This window comes from Candidatus Mesenet endosymbiont of Phosphuga atrata (assembly GCF_964020175.1).
Lineage (GTDB): Bacteria > Pseudomonadota > Alphaproteobacteria > Rickettsiales > Anaplasmataceae > Mesenet.
The window spans coordinates 58,756-77,890 of the sequence record NZ_OZ026541.1; the positions used below are offsets into that span (position 1 = coordinate 58,756).

Here is a 19,135-nt window from a genome sequence, read left to right on the forward strand (position 1 = left end):
ATAGATGCTTTTCAGATAATGCTATAAAGAGCAGTAACTTTTATTGGCTATATAATTTTTTATTAGATCAGGTTTAAGTTACTGCAACTTAATACTAATAAAATTTGAGACAACAAAAATTCCTTTAAAAGAAATTATTGACATTAAGTTAAATTCTTAATAAAATTTAATAAAAAGATTCATTCTTTTGGGGGAGAGAAAAGCAAGTATATTGCTGAAGCCAAAAGCATAACTTTAAGTAATTTAATACTAGATAGTAATATTATGTTAGATTCAGCCATAAATACACAAGAGCTAAACCTAGATGTAAAGGGCATTTTAAACGCTGCCAAATCATTATTTCCTGATCTTGGTAAAAAAGATAGTAATGGTGTAATTGCAGAGATTAAAGAATTAGATCAAAAATTATATTCAATTCAAAAGAGCGTTTTTAAAAGAATGCTAGAACATATAAAAGATGGTCAAAATCCTAATATACTACTTGATATAGCTACGGGGTTTGGCAAGTCATTTATTCAAATATCATTCGCTGGCATTTTAGAAAATGCCAAAACCGATTATAGGATAGTAGTTCCTGATAATTTAATATCGCAGTTTAAAAATGATGTTGACAAGTTCTTTTCTGGCAAAACTGCTGAACAAATAAAAAGTAAAATAAAAGGGCACAAAGAGTTCTTTATAAAAAATTGGCAAGAGACAAGAAAAATACCAAAATCAACATTTTTAATGATTGATGAAGTAGACTCGGCAACAAAAGAAGATCTATACAGACAACGTTTTGAATTTTTAAGAAATAAGTGTTCATGTATAAGTCTTAGCGCAACATCACAAGAGTGGTTGTATAAGAGCATTGAAAAGGCTCAAGGCAAGGTTATCAGTATTTCTTTAGAAGAGAAAATAAAGGAGATGGGAATTATCCCAGCACATTCGATAAATGCTACCGCAAACAGTGTTATGAAAAGAACCAATAAGAGGTCTGGTTTCCTGCCATATGCTTGCATTATAGTCACATCGTACCTGTTAACTTTATTATTTAAAATCTATTTAAACTCCTATACTATAGAAGGGTTTACTTATTTCTCTACTTTATACAATTTTTATAATTTTTATCTTAATACGTTTATATATCACCCTATCATAGGGCAGATTTCACTTGCTATCATTGCTTTTCCTATCGTATCGCTTGTTAATCTAATAGTAAATAAAATAGCTGATAGAGATATATCTGGTAGGCTTATAGCAAACTTGGTAGATGTAGGAGCTTCTAGTCCAGCTCATGAGGATATCTGCAAAACTGAAGAGACTTTCATATATAAAAAAACAGATCTCAACTATAAGGATATAAATATTCAAAGCCCTAGAGGTAAAAAATCCTTAGTTTTGGCATGCAACGATGATATGATTAGAAACTTAAATCTCATCTATCGAGATGAAAAAAATGAAATATATAAAAATGGCAAGTTATTGAGCTCAAGTAAGGCTCATGATCAATACAAACTGGGAAAAGATTTTGGTGAAAAATATGATTTCTCTTATAAAGAGTCACAGAGGAATTACTGTATAGCAAAATGCAGGGAAGAAATAGGAAGAAGTTTAACTAAAGGTAAGGCAGATGAACTGATAAACAAAATAGATTTTAGCAATACTTCAACTTACTCAGAATATAGAGTAATGCATGGCATAATTAATAGCGCTCTTTTAGCGTTACTACAGAAGTGTCATGATGATCAAGGTAATAGGAAATATGGTGATGTTATTGCGCTAAACAAAGCAAGAGCAGAAAAACTAGAAGATCTATATAAAGATGTTGAAAATGCACTTAAAGATAATAAAGGAAGTAAAGAATGTATAAGAAAATATCTTAAAGATAAAGGATTTCAATGTGACCTACAGACCGAAATGGCTGAAGGTATTAAGTGCGTAGTAGAAGCTTTAGAAACAAGATCACATATCATAATAGAAAATTGGGAACTTGATAGAAAACTTCACAATATGATGAAAATAGGAGATGAGTATCAGGTATTAGATGATTTGTGTGGTGAATTTAAAAAGATAACAGAGAGTACACCAGGTTACACCAATTTTTTGGCTCGATTTAAAAACAACAGTTCTAAATTCCATAATCTTTCTGATGATTATTTTGATGATGTGTACAAAACTCAGCTAGAACGGTACTTAGAAAAGGAATTTGGATCAGAAGTCAGTAAATCCACAAAAAAGATATATAGCTTGTTGAAATCTCAAGATTATCCAGCTTTGTATTCATTGCTTAAAGACAATAATCTTATGCAGATGAGGAATAATAATGAAAGAAAATTCCCTTTATATAAACTAAGAGAAATATGTAAAAAGAACAAAATTGTTTTTGATAATTTAGGTACTTTAAAAATAGATGGACCGTTTATTGACTTTGATGAAGAAGGAAATCCTAAAAAGTATGAATTGTTATACAAAGATGAAGAAGGAGAATCCAAGACACATAAATATACGTCAAAGGAAGTAACAAAGTTATTTACTGAAGGCTGGATAGGTACACTTGTGGATCCATCAAAATCTATAGGATTTAGCGATCCTACTTTGCAGAACGTTGCTATTCTCATTAATGAAAATGACGATGAAATTAATAATCCAGATAAGATTTATCAAGGCTATGGTAGAAATAGGGGGTTAGATGTAACTCAACAACCATTTTTTAGAATGATTGCACGCAAAGGCATAAAATTGTGCTTTGATGTAAAAAGCTTGATGGCAAAAGGTGTTACTTCACTGCTATTTAAAGCCAGGGAAAAATACAATAAAGAATCATTAAAGACAATTAGCACAGAAATTTCAGAAGAAGTAATTCAGTATATCAGCAATTATGTAGATAATAAAAAAGAGAAAAATGATGAATTTAGTGAAAAAGAGAAAGAACACATTGAAGCTTTTACAATAAGAAAACTTGTAGATCTATACAACAGAAATGACCACGATTTAAAAAAAACAAAAAAAGAGTCTTCTCGCATCTTGAAAAACGTGAAGAAAAACCTAATTTCTTATGAAAAAAATGTAAAAAATCAAGGCAAACCAAGCGCATTATATGCAGTTCCATATTATATTGCTTATATCTTTAGTAAGATCCTCTACTATCCATGGACAGTACCGAGTTATATAACGTTTTCTCTTAGAACTATAGGTAACAGTAAAGTAATAAACAATGTTGCAAGTGCAGAGGCAACATATGTTCATATAGTTAAAAATTATACCTTTGCAGACAGTATTGAAAATCAAAAAATAATAAAGAAGTTTCTAGAATTGTCACAAGATAAAAATGATTTGTTCAATAAACTTCTAAACAGTTCAATATGTAAAAAAGCGCTTAAGAACATCATCTCGCCACTGCAGGATGAGTATATTTTAACAATATTAAATTCTATTTATCCAAGTGAGAATAATGATGACAAAGTAAGAAAGATACGATCGCTTTTTGATAAAATAAAAAATAAGGAAGAGGTAAAAACTGATAAAGAAACGATTAATTCTATATTAGAAGTCAGCAAAGAAATTGCAGCAGCTCAAGCTTGGTATCATGACTCTCATAATGTAATTGGTGTTGAGTTGCCAAGGTTAAAAAATGACAATGAGATATTTTATATTAGAAATGTAGGTAATGCAGGGAAGTTTTTTTCGAATTTTCTTTACCGTAGCGATGGAAAGTTTAGTTTAAATAACGAAGAAGGAAAGGAATATAGAAAAAATTATGGTAATGCAGGATTACAGACATTTATATTTTTCATAAAATGGTTTCCACTACTTGTAGTCTTTCCACAGATTCCATATTTGTGCACGGATAATGTAAAAATAGCGTCAGCCGTAAGTACCATTGTAATCTGCATTCCACTCATGGCTTTTGTTTTTGGTTGTCCAGAAAAATTTAGATCTATAATTTTTAATAAACAAATTTCTGCTTGTAATGAACTAGAATTTATTGCAAACAAAGAGAAAATTCCATTTATGAACGAAGCGTCTGGAATAATTAAAGATGAAATTCGCTCTAACCTGAAAAATATAGAACCATTTACTGAAGATAACATTAAGAATGGCAATAGTAAATATACAAACCCTATAAAGATGCATTTTACAGAGTAAGAGGGTTACTTAACAGTTAGTACTGTGTAGCAGATAGTTGTCTGATTAGAGGTTTCGAAAAGGCTGTTTGCAATTTAATCGTGCGTCATTTACCAATAGCTTTATAAGAAAACTATAGTACTTTCAAAAACAAGTGATAAAGGTATAATGAAATTATTAGTATATAAAGAGATAGCTTAGATTTACTGAAAAAAGCAGTATCTTTGGTTGAAAAAGAAAGGCTGAAGTTGAGGAGCTTTTAGAAATAGGAATAGCGATGATGGCTAGAAAAGAAAGCTGTTGGTTAAAACCAGCAAAAAATGGTAATTTTATCGAAAAATAGACCCCTAGAAGAATATGTAAAAAAGCATCCAGCTGGCAGAGATGAAATTGGTTTCGGAATAAGCGCAATTTGGTACAACAGCTAAAAATCACATTAAAAAAAATTTATCAAGAGATGAAAAAGATTTATCGAAAAAATTGCCGAAATAGACCAATCGTATATATAGATGAAAGATTATATAGAGAATATGGACAAGAGGAGAGAAAATACATGCACTGGCAAAAGACGAGAACATAATAGGATGGAAGAAGATTTGTTGCACCTCTGACCTTTACTGGAGGTTGTGATAAAGAAGTACTTAATACATGGTTAGAACACTACCGGAGCTGCCTGTTAATACAACTGTAGTTATGGATAATGCAATAAAACCGCTAAAACAAGAGAATTAATTGAAAAGGCAATTTACTCTATCTTCCTCCATATTCACCAGATCTTAATCCAATTGAGCATTTTTTTTAAAGTCTAGAATTAGAAAACTGATGCACAAAACATAAATTTAGCTATCTATCGCGCTTTCCAATAGTCCTGATTTAAAGTGAATTTACTATACCTCTTTGCCTAAAAGCAGCTCTACAGTTTCTTTATGACCGAGTAAGGTAGCAACGAGCAAAGCTTGTCCTATATGGCTAGCATCTACCTCTTGGTTTAAAAGCAACTCTACAGTTTTTTTATGACCGTGGCCGGCAGCAGTGAATAAAGCTTTGTCTAAAAGCAACCGTACAATTTCTTTATGATCATTTGCAGCAGCGAAGAGTAAAGCTTTTCCTTTAGAGTCAGCATCTACCCCTTTGTTTAAAATCGACTTTAGAGTCTCCATATGATTGTTGTAATCAGCAGCTTGCGAATCTGTACTCAATATATTATCAATATCTGCTCCCAATCTTATGAGCAATCTTGCTATAGTTGTATATCCTTTGCGAGCGGCCCAATGTAATAAAATTTTTTTAATCCAATTAAACATTTTTCCCCCTCTTTGAATAATTAAAATTATTACATATTTAATTACATTAATCAATTAATATTTGAAGATCACATTTTCTCATACGAAGATAGCTTAAATTCTAGTATTAATCTACAAATATTGAGATATACCCTTATAACCATTCTTCAGTACGTTCTAAATGTTTATAGTTTGAAGACCTTTTTAAATTTAAACTATAAGATGCAGTAAATGGTACGTTTTCATTTAAGAAGTTGGAAAGGAAGCCTTTTATATTAGTAGAAAGAAATAGCACGATTTCTTTATGGTTTTCAATAGTAAAAATTTCTGCTTGCTTGCCATCAAACTTCCAGTACATTAGCTCTTTGATTTCCTTATTCATCGAATGCATTGCCGTTATAGCTTGAAGTATTAGCTGTGGTGAAAAACACATTTCTACATCGCTTTGTGTCGGCAGGGAACCGGTTTTATAGTCTATAATTGCAATACTGCCATCTAATAAATGTTCTATTCTATCACATTTTGCTCTGATAGTAATTTTTTCAGACAGTGGCCAAGAAAAAGCCTTTTCTACTTCTACAACACTAGAGTTTTTCCTTCTTTCCACATCTAATTTAAAAAAATCTTTAGCTATTTTTTGAAATTTTGGCCACCATATCGACTGTATGCTAGGAAAGTTCATATATTTATGGGCGATGTTGAGTAGTATCTCATAACTATTATTTTGAGATAATAGATATTTTTCAAAAATTTTATGAATAGTAATGCCAAAATGCATTATCGTTGGTCTAAAATTTAATTCTCTCAGTGGCTTAAGGTCTAAGATATATTCAGCGTAAAATGAATATGGGTTGCGAATTAACTTCTCTACCGCAGTGGATGAGAGCGTTTGTAATTTTTTTAATCTAACATCTATAGATGGGCTAGGTTTTGGCCTACTGCACGGAATGATAAAATCAGGCTTAGTTAATAACTTGAGCCATTCCCTAAACGGTTGCTTACTTAAAGTATTATCATTTTTTCTTATTAACATCTCTAACCGTTGTAGAAACAAAGGTTTTCTGTTTACTCCACTTATCCCCTTTACGGATCTGGTAATATAGACTTTTTCTGCATGCATCAGGTTATGAAGAATATATTGAAAATAACCAATCTGAGTAGAAGACAGCCCTATTTGTTTGCGCATAGATGGACTTAGTAATGGATTTTGAAAATCTGGGGGAAAATGTCCCTCATTGAAGTTTGTCAGTATTACAACTTTATTCTTATGCAAACTGAATCTATGCAGATGATTTGACATAGAAGAAAATTTGTTTTGCAGAAGTAAATTCAGTATTTTTTGATATAGCTCTAATGTGCTTATTTCTGCTTTTTCACATTCTCTTATTAGAGCAACCATGAAATCGCTAATCTCATTACCTAACTGCAGAAATTTTGATAATTTCTGTGAGCATTCAACGTGAGCTTTTGCTATCTCCGAGATATTATTATTTATATTGCTAATTAAAGGCGTAAGACTCAGTTCTACTTTACTGAAAAAAGAAGATATTTCTGAATCATTATAACTATCAATACCTTTCTTTATTGCTTCAATCCCTAGTTGATTAAGATTGCGCAGAATTTTAATTTCAAAATCAGCTAAAATTTTATTGTATTCATCTTTAGGATATCCTAGGTCAATAAATGGGTGTTTGAGTAACGAAAGTAGCTCTACACTACCCCAATTCGATGTAAGTATATCTAAAATATATAATAAAAAAGTTATATAAAGATAATAATTGTCAGTAGCTGATTCCTCATTCAGCAAAGAGTTAACACGTTTAGATAATAGTCCATCACTAATAAATAACGATACGTTTTCTTCATTTTTGATTATCATTGAAATAACTTGCGCTTCCTCCTCTTGCGATTTACAAGTGATAATTTCAAAATTACTGTCTTCTTTTGCATTGAAATCGTATAGATTTTTGCTTAAGTTAAACACATATTCAATCAACTCATTGCCTATTTTAGGTGCAGCAGTAAGGTGTTGTACGTCTCTTCTACTGGCACCAATGTAGTCCAAAAGCCCCTTTAAGCAGTACTGATGATGTTCTTCATTTATTCTACTCCACTCTTCTTCTTTCATATGTAAATCTAAATTTGGCAGCACAATTAAGCCAAACTCTAAATTATAGATGGTTTTAATTAAGGCATGACAGATTTTAGAGGGGTGGATGCCAGCAAAGATAACATGCTCATCCTTACTATATATTATGTTATTTATATAGTTATTTTTGTGCTCTAAGGGATCAATTTCATCTTGTAAAATACTACCCCAAACTTGCGTGAATTCAGATAAAAACCTGCTTTGCCAGTGCTCAGTAGGATCATTTAAATTTAAAGCAGATATTGGTATTTGGTTATGCTGAAGTTCATCTAGCAGTGAGGTGAGATTATGCACAACACTAATTGGCAAATTTTCTTTATTATCCCTATTCCATTTTATTATAAATTCAGTGAGTAAAAGAATTCGCCTTGTAGGAGAGGTAACTTTTACCTTATCAATATTTAATATTAGATACTCCTCATCTATATTTTCAAATGAAACGACATTTGGCAAAATAACAGTTTTTTTATGTTTTTTAAATGCGTCAAACAGTATTAGTATATCTGCTTTATAAGGTACAACTATCTTAAGGTTTGCAATCTCCAGCAGCTCGTATTTAGCAAATATATAATCTACCAATGCTGGTAAGAAAGGTTCGTTTGTTGTAAAAATTTTGTTCTTATTCATCAAGCTAGAACCTACCTTCACACTGCATTTATTTTAGGTAATTTTACATTATAAAATCTACACTAACAATTTAAACTCAACGTTTGCTTGAGAAATTATAAGATATTGCAACATCCTTTTTGTTGTTTTTCCTGAAGGACTTTTATTTCTTCTATTTGTAAAGCAGGTATTGCATTTACAGAAAGAACTAGTAATGATGGCACTTCATCTTGATTATAGTTAAGCAGCCTTTCTGTATCTTGAATATAGTTAAATAGCCTTATTAGATCTTGATCAGACTTAAATCGCTTTAACACTTGTTTTACGTGATCTTTATTACACTCAATTTTCTCAAACACTTGTTCTGCTAACCCTTCTGCTTTAGCAGGGTGTTCATCCGGTAAATTGCTTTGAGCTCTTTTTATTCTCAGTTTAATTGATTTTGCTGCTTTTTTTTCTGCTTTCTTCCTAACACGTGATGCTGTGGGTGTGATTAGCATACCATTAGGGCATAGTAAATCATGAATTGTAAGATCATTTATTTGTAACAACTCATGTATCAATGTATCTTTAGTAACTAAATCCTTCCTATCTCTGTCAAATTGATTACTCTTATCGGAAAATATTAATTCCTCTCTTAGCAAGAGATCCAATAATTCTTTATTGTTTTTAATATTTAATGTTCTGTAATCATCTTTTTGAAGGATGCCCTCTAGCATTTCACTTGGCAGGTAGTTTTCTATCAACAAATTAAGCAATTTTTGATTGCTCATACATCTTTTTAGCTGTTGCTCATTACAATCAACTACAAAGAAATCTAAAATATCACTCATTTGGCTACTTGGAAGTGGAGAGAGTTTTTTAAGAAGTCCGACATAAAATTCTTTATGGTCAAAAAACTTTTTACTATCAACATCTTTAAACTTGCACATTGAGGAAATATCATTGTACTCACATTTGTTTTTTACCAGTTCAATGGCAATATCTTCTTGCTTTGCTAAGCTATTCCAATATCTATCTACGTAGAATATCCATTCAATAGCTTCATATTTGTATCCATTATCTAGCAATGCAGTAAATAATGTTGGACAACTTTTAATACGCTCTTTAAACGTACTATCATCCCACTTAGAACCTTCTTCAAATATATTACGAATAATTTCATCTGGACATTTATGTTCTTTTAACCACTCTATAAAACTACTATGCATATTCCCCCTACCACTAATAATTTTAAACTATGACTTTTTTAGAAAAAAGCAAAGATATATATGAAATATAATTACTTCCTATACCACTTTGTGGTGCCATCCTTTTGGTCAGATAGTAGTATGTTTTTTTTGAGGAGTTCAGCGCGTATGGCATCAGCAGCGGCAAAATCACCATTTTTTTTGGCTTGTGTTCTTTGCTCTATCAATTTATCTGTTTCTTCATCATAAATTCTAAACCACTCTTGCCAGCTGTGAGTTAAGATGCCAAGGAAATTTGCGCTTTTAAGGAAAGTAGCAGTCAAATGCACTTTCTGTTTATTATTATGTGTTTTATTGATCTCTGTTGCCATCTCATGCAGGACTGAGACTGCCTCTGGCGTATTTAAATCATTTTTTAAAGCATAAGTAATGTCTTTAGCAACATCTGCACCTCCCTCTATCTCTGAAGCGTTACTTAAGACGCCGTAAAATCTATCTAGGGCTTCTTTAGAAGTAGCTAGTGTTTCGTCAGTCCAATCTAAAGGCTTTCTATAGTGAGTTTTAAGGAATGTATAGCGAATTACTTCACCCTTTACTCCGTTTTGCAATAAATCTCTAACTTTTACTATGTTGCCCAAAGATTTGCTCATTTTTTCACCATCCACAGTTACAAAGCCGTTGTGCACCCAATATCTTGCAAATTGTGAGCCGGGAAATGCACAGCAGCTTTGCGCTATTTCATTTTCATGATGAGGAAATTGCAAATCTGCACCACCGCCGTGAATATCAAAATTTTCTCCAAGATAGCTATGGCTCATAGCTGAACACTCTATATGCCAACCTGGCCTGCCATTGCCCCATGGACTTGGCCAAAAGCTTCGCAGTTCAAGATCAACATCAGTTGCTGGTTTCCATAAGATAAAATCTCCCGGATGTTTTTTATGGGTTTCAACCTCAACCCTACTTCCATGTATCAGCTCAGCAGTCTTGCGTCCAGATAGCTGCCCATACTTTGAGTATGACTCAATATTAAAATATACATTCTGATCCACTATGTAAGCATTACCGTTTTTTATTAGCCTCTCTATTAAATCAATGATTTCTTTAATGTTATGTGTTGCCCTCGGCTCAAATGTAGGTTTTATGCAGTTTAAATCGTCCATATCTTGCTGAAACGCTGCGGCATAATACGAGGTTATATCCTCAATGCTACGCTTTTTTTGCTTTGCGGAATCTATAATTTTGTCATCAATGTCGGTAATATTGCGCACGTAAGTGACGTTACTGTAAGTATGAGTTAGTAGCCGAAACAACACATCATAGACAACAGCAGATCTAGCATTGCCGATATGTGCCCAGTCATATACGGTTGGGCCGCATACGTACATCTTGATATTACTTGGGTCTAAAGGAGTGAAAGTTTCTTTTTTATTGCTAAGGGTATTGTATAAGCTAATCATACAAAATTTTTTAAAAAAGAAAACATCCCAATCAAAAATTTAGGCCCGGCTATGAGCACAACTGAAGTAATAGTTATTCCAATAAGCGATATAACTACTCCAAAAAGCGAAATAAGCCCATCTTTACTTATAATTCCAAGGGAAATAAATGCTACTCCCGCAGATGGAAAAAAATGGGTAAATGGTAGAGGAACCGCAATTGATATGGAACAGAGAAATATAATTAAAGCTAAGAATTTTTCACCAAATTTGCAAAAAACAAATGCCATTCTTGGCTGCATAATTTTTTCTATCCTCTTAAGGATAGGAGAGGTCTTCTCTACTATAAACACCAGTGCTGAGCGCTTAATAGACTTTCTTTCTAACCATTTCGGCATCCATGGTGAATCAAGCCCAATAAAAAGCTGTATTGAAAACAAAATAAGTGGTATTGCAAATATAGTAGTATAACCAGGAATAGGTACAGGAATAAATGGCGGCAGGGAAAAAATTAACATGAATATGCCAAAGCCACGTTCATGTATCACGGTTTTAAGTTCAAATAATGTAATTTTATCAGCATCTTGAACATTAGTATTTGCAACTTCTTCTAGAATGTCTGATGTTGTTTTATTTTTTTTAGGCAAAACTCTAATTAAAAGGATATAGTAAGCTTGTAGTATAAATATCTCAAGCCTATATTTCCACTGATACTTAACAAATAAAAGTAAGTTTTAGCTTTCTTTAAATAAAATTCATAACTCGACTAAAAAACTCTATTGATCTCTCTCTTACTTCTTTTGCATCAGTTAAGCGATTGATTGCAGCACGAAATTCTGCAGAGCCAATAAGTCCACTACTATACCAGCCTATATGCTTTCTTGAAATTTTAACTCCTGCGTCCTCTCCATAATAATTAATGTTATCATCATAATGTTTAATTATTAGTTCTATTTTTTCTTTTGCTGTCGGTTCTGGTAATTCTATACCTTTTATTAAAAAATTTATTGCTTGATTTATAAACCACGGCCTACCGTATACTCCGCGCCCTATCATCACTCCATCTGCACCAGAGTCTTGCAGTGCTTGCTTGATATCATCAGTAGTTTTAATATCACCGTTTACTATTACTGGAATTTTGACTTTTTCCTTAACTTGCTTGACAAATTGCCAGTCAGCCTTACCTTGATACATTTGAGCTCTTGTGCGTCCATGTATTGTAATCATTTGCACTCCAAGCTCTTCAGCAGTTTTAGCTAGGCGATCTGCGTTTCGATGCTCGTAGTCCCAACCTGTGCGCATTTTAAGCGTAACAGGAATTTTAACAGCTCTAACCACTGCCTCAATTATCTCTGCAGCCTTCTTTTCATCACGCATAAGTGCTGATCCTGCATAACCATTCACTACTTTTTTCACTGGACAGCCAAAGTTCATATCTATAATTTTGGCTCCCATATCCTCATTAAGCTTTGCCGCTTCTGCCATAACTTCTGGCTCGCATCCTGCAAGTTGCACAGAGGTATTTTCATCAACTTGTGCTTTCTGCAGACTTTGCTTAGTTTGCATTATCATTGCCCTGCTTGCTATCATCTCTGAAACTAAAAGCCCTGCGCCCAATTTTTTAACTAAAGAACGAAATGGTAGATCAGTTACCCCAGACATAGGTGCTAAAATAACAGGAGCATCAAGTATAAAATTTCCAATTTTCATTTTCTAAACTAGAAAAAGATAAAATATATAAAAAAACTATATTCTAATATATAAAAATCTATTTAGGATTAATATCTTTACTATTTATCTAAAATAAATTATCATAATATAAGTTTACTTAGTATGGGGGGATAAATGCTTAATAGTAGATCACAAGATAATGAGAATTTTATATGTTTGTTAAAAAAATATAATTGTCCAGAAGAAATTATTAATGGAATATTAAAATTTAATAATCGAGATTTTAACTTACTTTTAAGCAGAATTAAGGATCAATCTGATTTACTAACTGCGTTGATAGAAAATGGGTATGGTAGTGAAGCTTTTAAAAGTGTATTTTGTCAAAAGAATGATGAAGTATATAATACCTTTGTGAAATACAAAGAATTTATTATTTTGTTATTGGAAAATAAGTGTGAACTAAAAAGCATAGAATGCGTATATGATCTTGTGAAATATAATACTAAACCTCATCGTATAAGAAACTTGCTTGAGAAATGTTTTCCTGTTATCACAACAAATTTTATGGGGCATTGTAGAGAGATTAACATAGCCACTGAAGTATATGATTGTTTTGTTAATCGCAAAAAAATCACTTCAAAATTTTCTTCTTTATTTCAATCTTCAGAGATGCTTAAAAGCGCGTGGGAATTTATATCCTCTGTAGAAGTTGTAGCAATAGATAGATATAGAGAAAATCCAAGACTATTTTATTTCGCTATGAAGAATAAAATGATTGAAGATATAGGAAAATTAATAACTTTGGATGAAGATAAGCAGGATTTTATTGTTAATTATCTATCAATATTTAGCTTAGGTGATATTACAATTTCAGAATTACAAAACAAGTCTATCGAAGAAATTACACAAAAAATAGAAACATTAACTAAAGAAAAGATAAGCAAAAACCAAGAACAACTAGAATTGTCACCAGTTCAATTAGATGGTTTTTCATACACTAAAAAAGGGGTACAATCGTTGCAAACTCTTGCCTTAGCTAAAGTTGTGGAATGTTTGCAAAATAAGAATACATTTTTGGAAGCAGCAAAAGTCACAAGTGTAAGAGCAAATAATTCAATATGCGCTATCAGTTAATTGAGAAAACTGTGTACTTCAACCAGTAAAAATACAATTTATTTAAAGTTCTAAATCCGTTGTTTTTTAAAGCTTTTAAAATTTTCAATTTCCTCTTGATCTTGCAGATTTTCTATAAAATGATCTAATTTATCTTGCTTATTTTTATATTCTTCAGCTGTATCCATTTCTTTCTTTTTAGCTGTAATATTAGGCCATTTTTTTGCGTACTCAGTATTGAGATTATAAAATAACTTGAGCATTCTTTGTTCTTTTGCTAGCAGATCATCAGCTCGGTCTAAAATATCTTTTACTCCATCGTCAGTAACAATTGCATCTATTGGGCACTCTGGGATACATACCCCACAGTCAATACATTGGTCTGGATCTATAACCAACATATTTTCCCCCTCATAAAAACAGTCAACAGGGCAAACTTCAACACAATCTGTATATTTGCATTTTATGCATTTTTCCGTAACAAAATGCGTCATGTAAATGTTAAATAAATAATACTCTAAATTAAAGGTATATTTTATTAATTCAAGATTTTTGTGATTCTAAAGGATTATTGAAGCAAAGCAGAAATCTTATCTGCAATATCTACAATTGGTTTGCTGTATATACCAAATACTACTATTGGTATAACCATAAACCATGAGCATAAAAGCATTGTAATTGGAATTTGGGTAATTTTCATTTCTTGGTTAGCTTTTAGATACATTTTTTCAATTACTTTCCAAACATATATCACTGACAAAAATGACCCTAAGACAAAAATGACAAGAGGTACCCACAAGATGGAGTCAATAATTGACTTAAGTAAATACCACTTAGCAACAAAACCAAAGGTAATTGGCACGCCTATAAGACCCATACCTAATATGATAAATATAGGTGTTATAGAAGATTTATTTAAGTTTTCTATATTTGTTGTGCCCGTTGTATAAGAGGCACAACCGGCTACCATAAATAGTGCAGACTTTACTATACTGTGGCTTATCATGTGGATTATAGCAGCAGTAAGGCCTGCCTTAGAATTCAAACTAACCCCCAAGATGATATAACCAATTTGAGCTACACTTGAATAAGCAAGCAGCTTTTTCAAATCTTTTTCTACAATTGCTAGCAGACCACCAAAAACTATTCCGCACAAAGCCAGGATTAATAACAAATGAGTCAGATATGATTCAATGAATAACGAGTTTGCATAAAAAATTGAATAATAAATTCTAAGCAGAACATAAATCATAACTTTAGTTGCAGTACCGGAGAAAAAGATAGTAACAAAACTAGGAGATGCGCTATAAGCATTAACTAGCCAACGGTTTAAAGGAAAAAGTGCTATTTTAATTAATAAACCAATAACGATAAAAATTAACCCCGATTGTATGATAAGACTATCGTGTAGATATGAGATTTTTAATGCTAAATCAGATATGTTAAGTGTTCCAGTTACTGAATAAAGTAATCCCACCCCAATTAAGTAAAAAGTTGCACCTATTGTCCCATTTATCAAATATTCAAACGCTGCAGTTAAAGACGATTTTGATCTACCCATTGCAACTAATATATATGATGAAAGAGATGATATCTCAAGAAACACGTAAATATTAAAAACGTCATTTGTGACTAAAATCCCTATAAATCCACTTAAACAAAATAAAAATATAGAATATAAACCTGCTATTTTATCTTCATCTATCTCTTTTTTATTTATGTAAAATCCATACAGTATGCTCATTAGAGATATAAAGTTAATGAGGCATAACATTACCGCATTAAATAGGTCAATTCTCAGCTCTATTCCATACGGAGCTATCCATCCACCTACGTTGTAATTTATAATTTCCCCATTGTATGTCTTGCATAAAAGTAATGATGAGATAAGTAGGGTAGTAGAAGTTGTAATTAAAGATAAAATCCAAGATAATTTGTGATTATTGAACAAAAAACAAAGGATTGCAGAAGTTAAAGGTATTATAACTTGCAAAATAGGCAATATCACGTTTTAGAAACTATTTTAAACTAAAAATATACTTTTAAAGTGTAAAAGTGTAAAATAATTTTGCTTATAGCAAATATTTTTGTAAGTTAAGGAAGAATATGGCATTTTCTGATCAGATAAAATTTTTCTTTAGAAAAAACAAGACACTAGTGGGAAAGGATGAGTATGGTAATGCTTACTATGAGGTGAATGATAAAAAAACTAAAAAGAGATGGGTTATATATAATAAAATTGAAGATCCGGTTAGAATCCCACCCAAATGGCATCTTTGGCTTCATTATACTAGTGATAATGTTCCAAAAACACAAGACAGTTTGATAAGATGTATAATTGATCCTATAGAAATACATAGTGACACTAATCACTATCTCTCAAATAGTAATATCACTTATAAAAATTGGAGTCCAAATGACTAAATCTAATATTACTGAAGCAATAATAGGACTATTTGTTTTAGTTTTTGTTGCTGTTATAGCTTTTTTTATTTTTGATAATTTAAAGACAAATCATGATGATTGTTATCAAGTAAATGCCATGTTTTCTGATGTGACAGGTTTGGATGTTGGTAGTAGCGTCAAAATTTCTGGGGTTAAGGCTGGAGTAGTTACTAATATATCTCTTAAAAAGGAAGGTTATGTAGTTGAAGTTAGTATGTGCATCAACGAAAACATATTATTACCAGTTGATAGTATTGCTAGAGTAACTAATAGCAATCTTTTAGAAAATAAATTTATTAATATATATCCTGGAGCAGAGGATGATGTGGTTACAAGTGGTGGTATCATTGAAAACACTCAATCTGATATGGGCATAAGTAAATTAGTCGACAAAGCTATTTCTTCATTAATGAAGAAATAGAATTTAAAAAAGCTATACAGTTACCTGAAAGTTTTGATAACTAAACAACAAAAAATAAACTCAAAGCATCCTGATTATAAATGCTAAAGCAATAGGAAGATTTTTTTTGGCAATATAGGAATTATAGAATAGAAATTAGTAAAAAATTGGATTTTAGGTTCGCTAAAGAAGCAGTGGAATTTAGAGAAGCATTAAAAAATAAATTAAGTTTTGGAATAGCTTGGAAGTATTAGCTATATTATCCTACATAATAATATATAAAGAAAGGTTTCGATGATTGAGCGGATTCGACAAAATGGTAGTATAGCCATTCCTTTAAAGATCTGAACGAGATAAGATAAAGATTTAGGAGGCCAGCATCTATTTAAGGAAAAAAGCAATTGGATGAAGGATGTGGCTCGGAGGTTTAACTGTATGAATGGCAGCAAAAGAAACAGGAGATTTTCAGTCATTGGAACTATAATCATAAAATTACCGACTGTTTGCTGAATTTGCTGAAAAGCACAGAGAGAAAACTCTATCGGAAATCTGGGGTAATATTAATTTTCGAACGAGCATTTAAAAAGATTGGATTTACGCGTAAAAAAAGACCTACGGATACAAAAAAAAGGACGAAGAGCTGAATTCTTAAAGATTCTGGGAACAAAAAACCATTTGTTTATATTGATGAATCCGGTATAGAGAGCATACGGATATTGCCGGACATAAGATTTTTTACTTCCACTTCACCAAAGGTGGCATAGACATCATTATAGCATCTGGATTACCATTTGTTAAAATACCAAATTTTGTCCCACGATCATATAGCAAATTAAATTCTACGTATCTACCACGTTTAATTAGTTGATATTCCTTTTGCTCTTCTGTCCATGATTTACTCATATGCTTACGTATTACAGAAGGGTAAATCTCAAGAAAAGTTCTGCCAACAGCTTGTGTATATGCAAAGTCACCTTCCCAACTATCAGAGCTTAAGTTATCGTAAAATATCCCACCTATTCCTCTTGGCTCTTTTCTGTGATGAAGAAAGAAATAGTCATCACACTGTTTTTTAAATTGTGGATAATAGTTGGGATTAAACTCATTGCACATTTTTTCTATTTTGCCATGGAGAAATCGATAATCTTCATCATTGCAGTAGGTGGGAGTAAAGTCAATCCCGCCACCAAACCACGATTTTGCAGTAACTATAAACCTTGTGTTCATATGAGCTGCAGGTACCAGCGGTGAATGCATGTGCGAAACTATGGAAATTCCACTAGCCCAAAACTTGCCATCATTTTCTTTTGCTCCAGGAACTTCATCCATAAGTTTTTCTGCAATCTTTCCATGAACCGTTGATATATTGACACCAACTTTTTCAAACACTTTACCATACATTATAGTCATCTCCCCACCGCCACCTCCTGGGCGATCCCACTTTTTTCTATTTATCTTTAGAGGCTCAGCCGAAAATTCCTTTTCAATAGCTAGAAACTCATCCACTATTGAATCTCTTAAACTCACAAACCATTCTGATGCTAGATTTTTTTGCTTATCGATCATTTCTAGTGCTTAAAATTAATATGGTATTAGAAATTAGATTTCAAACCAACTAAAAATACATGCCCTGAATTGCTACTATCTGCAGGTTCTTGAGTGTTGAATTTTACAAAGTCTATATAATATGAAGCATTTTTTGCTAAATATTTCTCCCAATTTATAGACCATGAAAGAAAATTGTTATTCCCCTTAGTACTTATAAAATGCATAAAACTACCGCGCCAGTTATTATGATAGTAAGCAATGCCAGTATTTACATAGTAAGTTTCAGGAGAGTTTTTGCGTCCAGATGTACCAATATTACCATATGCAATTACATATCTTATGTTCTTATACTGCAGATCTAAGCCAGCATTCCATGTCTGTAGTTTATTCAATTTTTTAGCTGAATTCTCATTAGCCAATTCACCAGTTAGAGATAATGAATAATTGATGATTTTAAAAGCACAATTACTATAAGTAATTCCTCCACTTACTATTCTTTGATATCCTGCATCATCATCTTTAGGAAGATAGTTTAAACCTATTTGTACTCCACGTATTTTGGGAGAATAATAACTCACTCTTAGAGATTTAAGTCCCTTATAGTCAATATATAAATCTGGTTTTACCCAAAATATGCCACCTGTGTCATACCCTGAACCATCATCTGCCTTATTAAACCCTCTAAGATTTGCAAGATCTGCCCATCTCCCATTTATTCCTCCAGCTCCAAAGTACATTTTCGAACCCATGCTTCTACTTATAGTATCATCAAAGCCGAGTTTCATTATACCTCTATTTTGCGTTGCAAAAAAGATATGCATTTCATCTATATTTATTTCCAGAGGTTTAGGCTTAAAAGATGTGAATTTCGTTGATAGTTTGATCTTGGCACCAAGATTATCTTCACTGTCTTTTTTACGTATATAAAGAAAACCAATATTTGAATCTAGTAAAATTGTACCATTCTTGCCATCACTAAAGCGTTCTTCATTATTTTTTATATGTCCCATACTAAAGCTAGTGCTTCCTTCTAGCTCCGCATATTTATCTTCACTGCTTATGATTGTCTTAGTAGCATGGCAGTTATGTCCGTACGATATGTACAAAATCAAGATAATAAAATATAGGTTTCTCATTAACAACTATTTACTACTAAGACATAAATATATTATATCTATATATTA

At 32.0% G+C, this 19,135-nt stretch carries 14 protein-coding genes; 4 read left to right on the top strand and 10 right to left on the bottom strand.

Features of this window, described 5'->3' with window-relative positions:
- Positions 1–264: 264 nt before the first annotated feature.
- Complete coding sequence (locus tag AACL09_RS00310) at positions 265–4,128, top strand: DEAD/DEAH box helicase family protein (RefSeq protein ID WP_339047939.1); 3,864 nt, start codon at positions 265–267, stop codon at positions 4,126–4,128.
- A gap of 866 nt (positions 4,129–4,994) precedes the next feature.
- Here AACL09_RS00310 and AACL09_RS00315 read toward each other — a convergent pair.
- The 6 genes from AACL09_RS00315 to dusB form a co-directional block, all read right to left on the bottom strand.
- Entirely contained in the window at positions 4,995–5,411 is a 417-nt protein-coding gene (locus tag AACL09_RS00315; RefSeq protein ID WP_339047941.1) for an ankyrin repeat domain-containing protein, read from the bottom strand.
- 133 nt (positions 5,412–5,544) lie between these two features.
- Positions 5,545–8,166, bottom strand: coding sequence for a PD-(D/E)XK nuclease family protein (locus tag AACL09_RS00320; RefSeq protein ID WP_339047943.1), 2,622 nt, complete (start codon positions 8,164–8,166; stop codon positions 5,545–5,547).
- A 95-nt stretch (positions 8,167–8,261) separates the two neighbouring features.
- Positions 8,262–9,356: a hypothetical protein gene (locus AACL09_RS00325; RefSeq protein WP_339047945.1), complete on the bottom strand. Its 1,095-nt coding sequence runs from the start codon at positions 9,354–9,356 to the stop codon at positions 8,262–8,264.
- A 71-nt stretch (positions 9,357–9,427) separates the two neighbouring features.
- Positions 9,428–10,792, bottom strand: a complete 1,365-nt coding sequence (gene cysS / locus AACL09_RS00330; protein ID WP_339048938.1) for a cysteine--tRNA ligase — start codon at positions 10,790–10,792, stop codon at positions 9,428–9,430.
- The gene (locus AACL09_RS00335) at positions 10,792–11,421 is read right to left on the bottom strand and encodes an exopolysaccharide biosynthesis protein (RefSeq protein ID WP_339047947.1); all 630 of its coding nucleotides are present in this window, start codon (positions 11,419–11,421) and stop codon (positions 10,792–10,794) included. Before AACL09_RS00335 ends, cysS begins: the two co-directional genes overlap by 1 nt.
- 97 nt (positions 11,422–11,518) lie before the next feature.
- Positions 11,519–12,484 carry a tRNA dihydrouridine synthase DusB gene (gene dusB / locus AACL09_RS00340; protein WP_339047949.1) on the bottom strand — a complete coding sequence of 322 codons (966 nt, stop codon included), beginning with the start codon at positions 12,482–12,484 and terminating at the stop codon, positions 11,519–11,521.
- A gap of 135 nt (positions 12,485–12,619) precedes the next feature.
- On the opposite strand from dusB, the gene AACL09_RS00345 reads away from it, so the two are divergent.
- Positions 12,620–13,579, top strand: coding sequence for a hypothetical protein (locus AACL09_RS00345; RefSeq protein WP_339047951.1), 960 nt, complete (start codon positions 12,620–12,622; stop codon positions 13,577–13,579).
- 50 nt (positions 13,580–13,629) lie between these two features.
- Here the strand turns inward: AACL09_RS00345 and AACL09_RS00350 are convergent, their stop codons facing one another.
- On the bottom strand, positions 13,630–14,052 hold the full coding sequence (locus AACL09_RS00350; RefSeq protein ID WP_339047953.1) for a ferredoxin family protein: 423 nt from the start codon (positions 14,050–14,052) through the stop codon (positions 13,630–13,632).
- Positions 14,053–14,126: 74 nt separating this feature from the next.
- The gene (locus AACL09_RS00355) at positions 14,127–15,566 is read right to left on the bottom strand and encodes a proton-conducting transporter membrane subunit (protein ID WP_339047955.1); all 1,440 of its coding nucleotides are present in this window, start codon (positions 15,564–15,566) and stop codon (positions 14,127–14,129) included.
- A 98-nt stretch (positions 15,567–15,664) separates the two neighbouring features.
- Here AACL09_RS00355 and AACL09_RS00360 point away from each other — a divergent pair, with 98 nt between their 5' ends.
- Together AACL09_RS00360 and AACL09_RS00365 are read left to right on the top strand one after the other, a co-directional pair.
- Positions 15,665–15,982 (top strand): NADH-ubiquinone oxidoreductase subunit NDUFA12 family protein, encoded by a 318-nt coding sequence (locus AACL09_RS00360; protein WP_339047957.1) that lies wholly within the window; start codon positions 15,665–15,667, stop codon positions 15,980–15,982.
- Positions 15,975–16,424: an outer membrane lipid asymmetry maintenance protein MlaD gene (locus AACL09_RS00365; protein WP_339047959.1), complete on the top strand. Its 450-nt coding sequence runs from the start codon at positions 15,975–15,977 to the stop codon at positions 16,422–16,424. Before AACL09_RS00360 ends, AACL09_RS00365 begins: the two co-directional genes overlap by 8 nt.
- 714 nt (positions 16,425–17,138) lie before the next feature.
- Here the strand turns inward: AACL09_RS00365 and hemF are convergent.
- A complete protein-coding gene (hemF, locus tag AACL09_RS00370) occupies positions 17,139–17,966 on the bottom strand; it encodes an oxygen-dependent coproporphyrinogen oxidase (RefSeq protein ID WP_339048940.1) in 828 nt (275 codons plus the stop codon).
- 29 nt (positions 17,967–17,995) lie between these two features.
- Complete coding sequence (locus AACL09_RS00375) at positions 17,996–19,087, bottom strand: porin (protein ID WP_339047961.1); 1,092 nt, start codon at positions 19,085–19,087, stop codon at positions 17,996–17,998.
- Positions 19,088–19,135 lie beyond the last annotated feature (48 nt).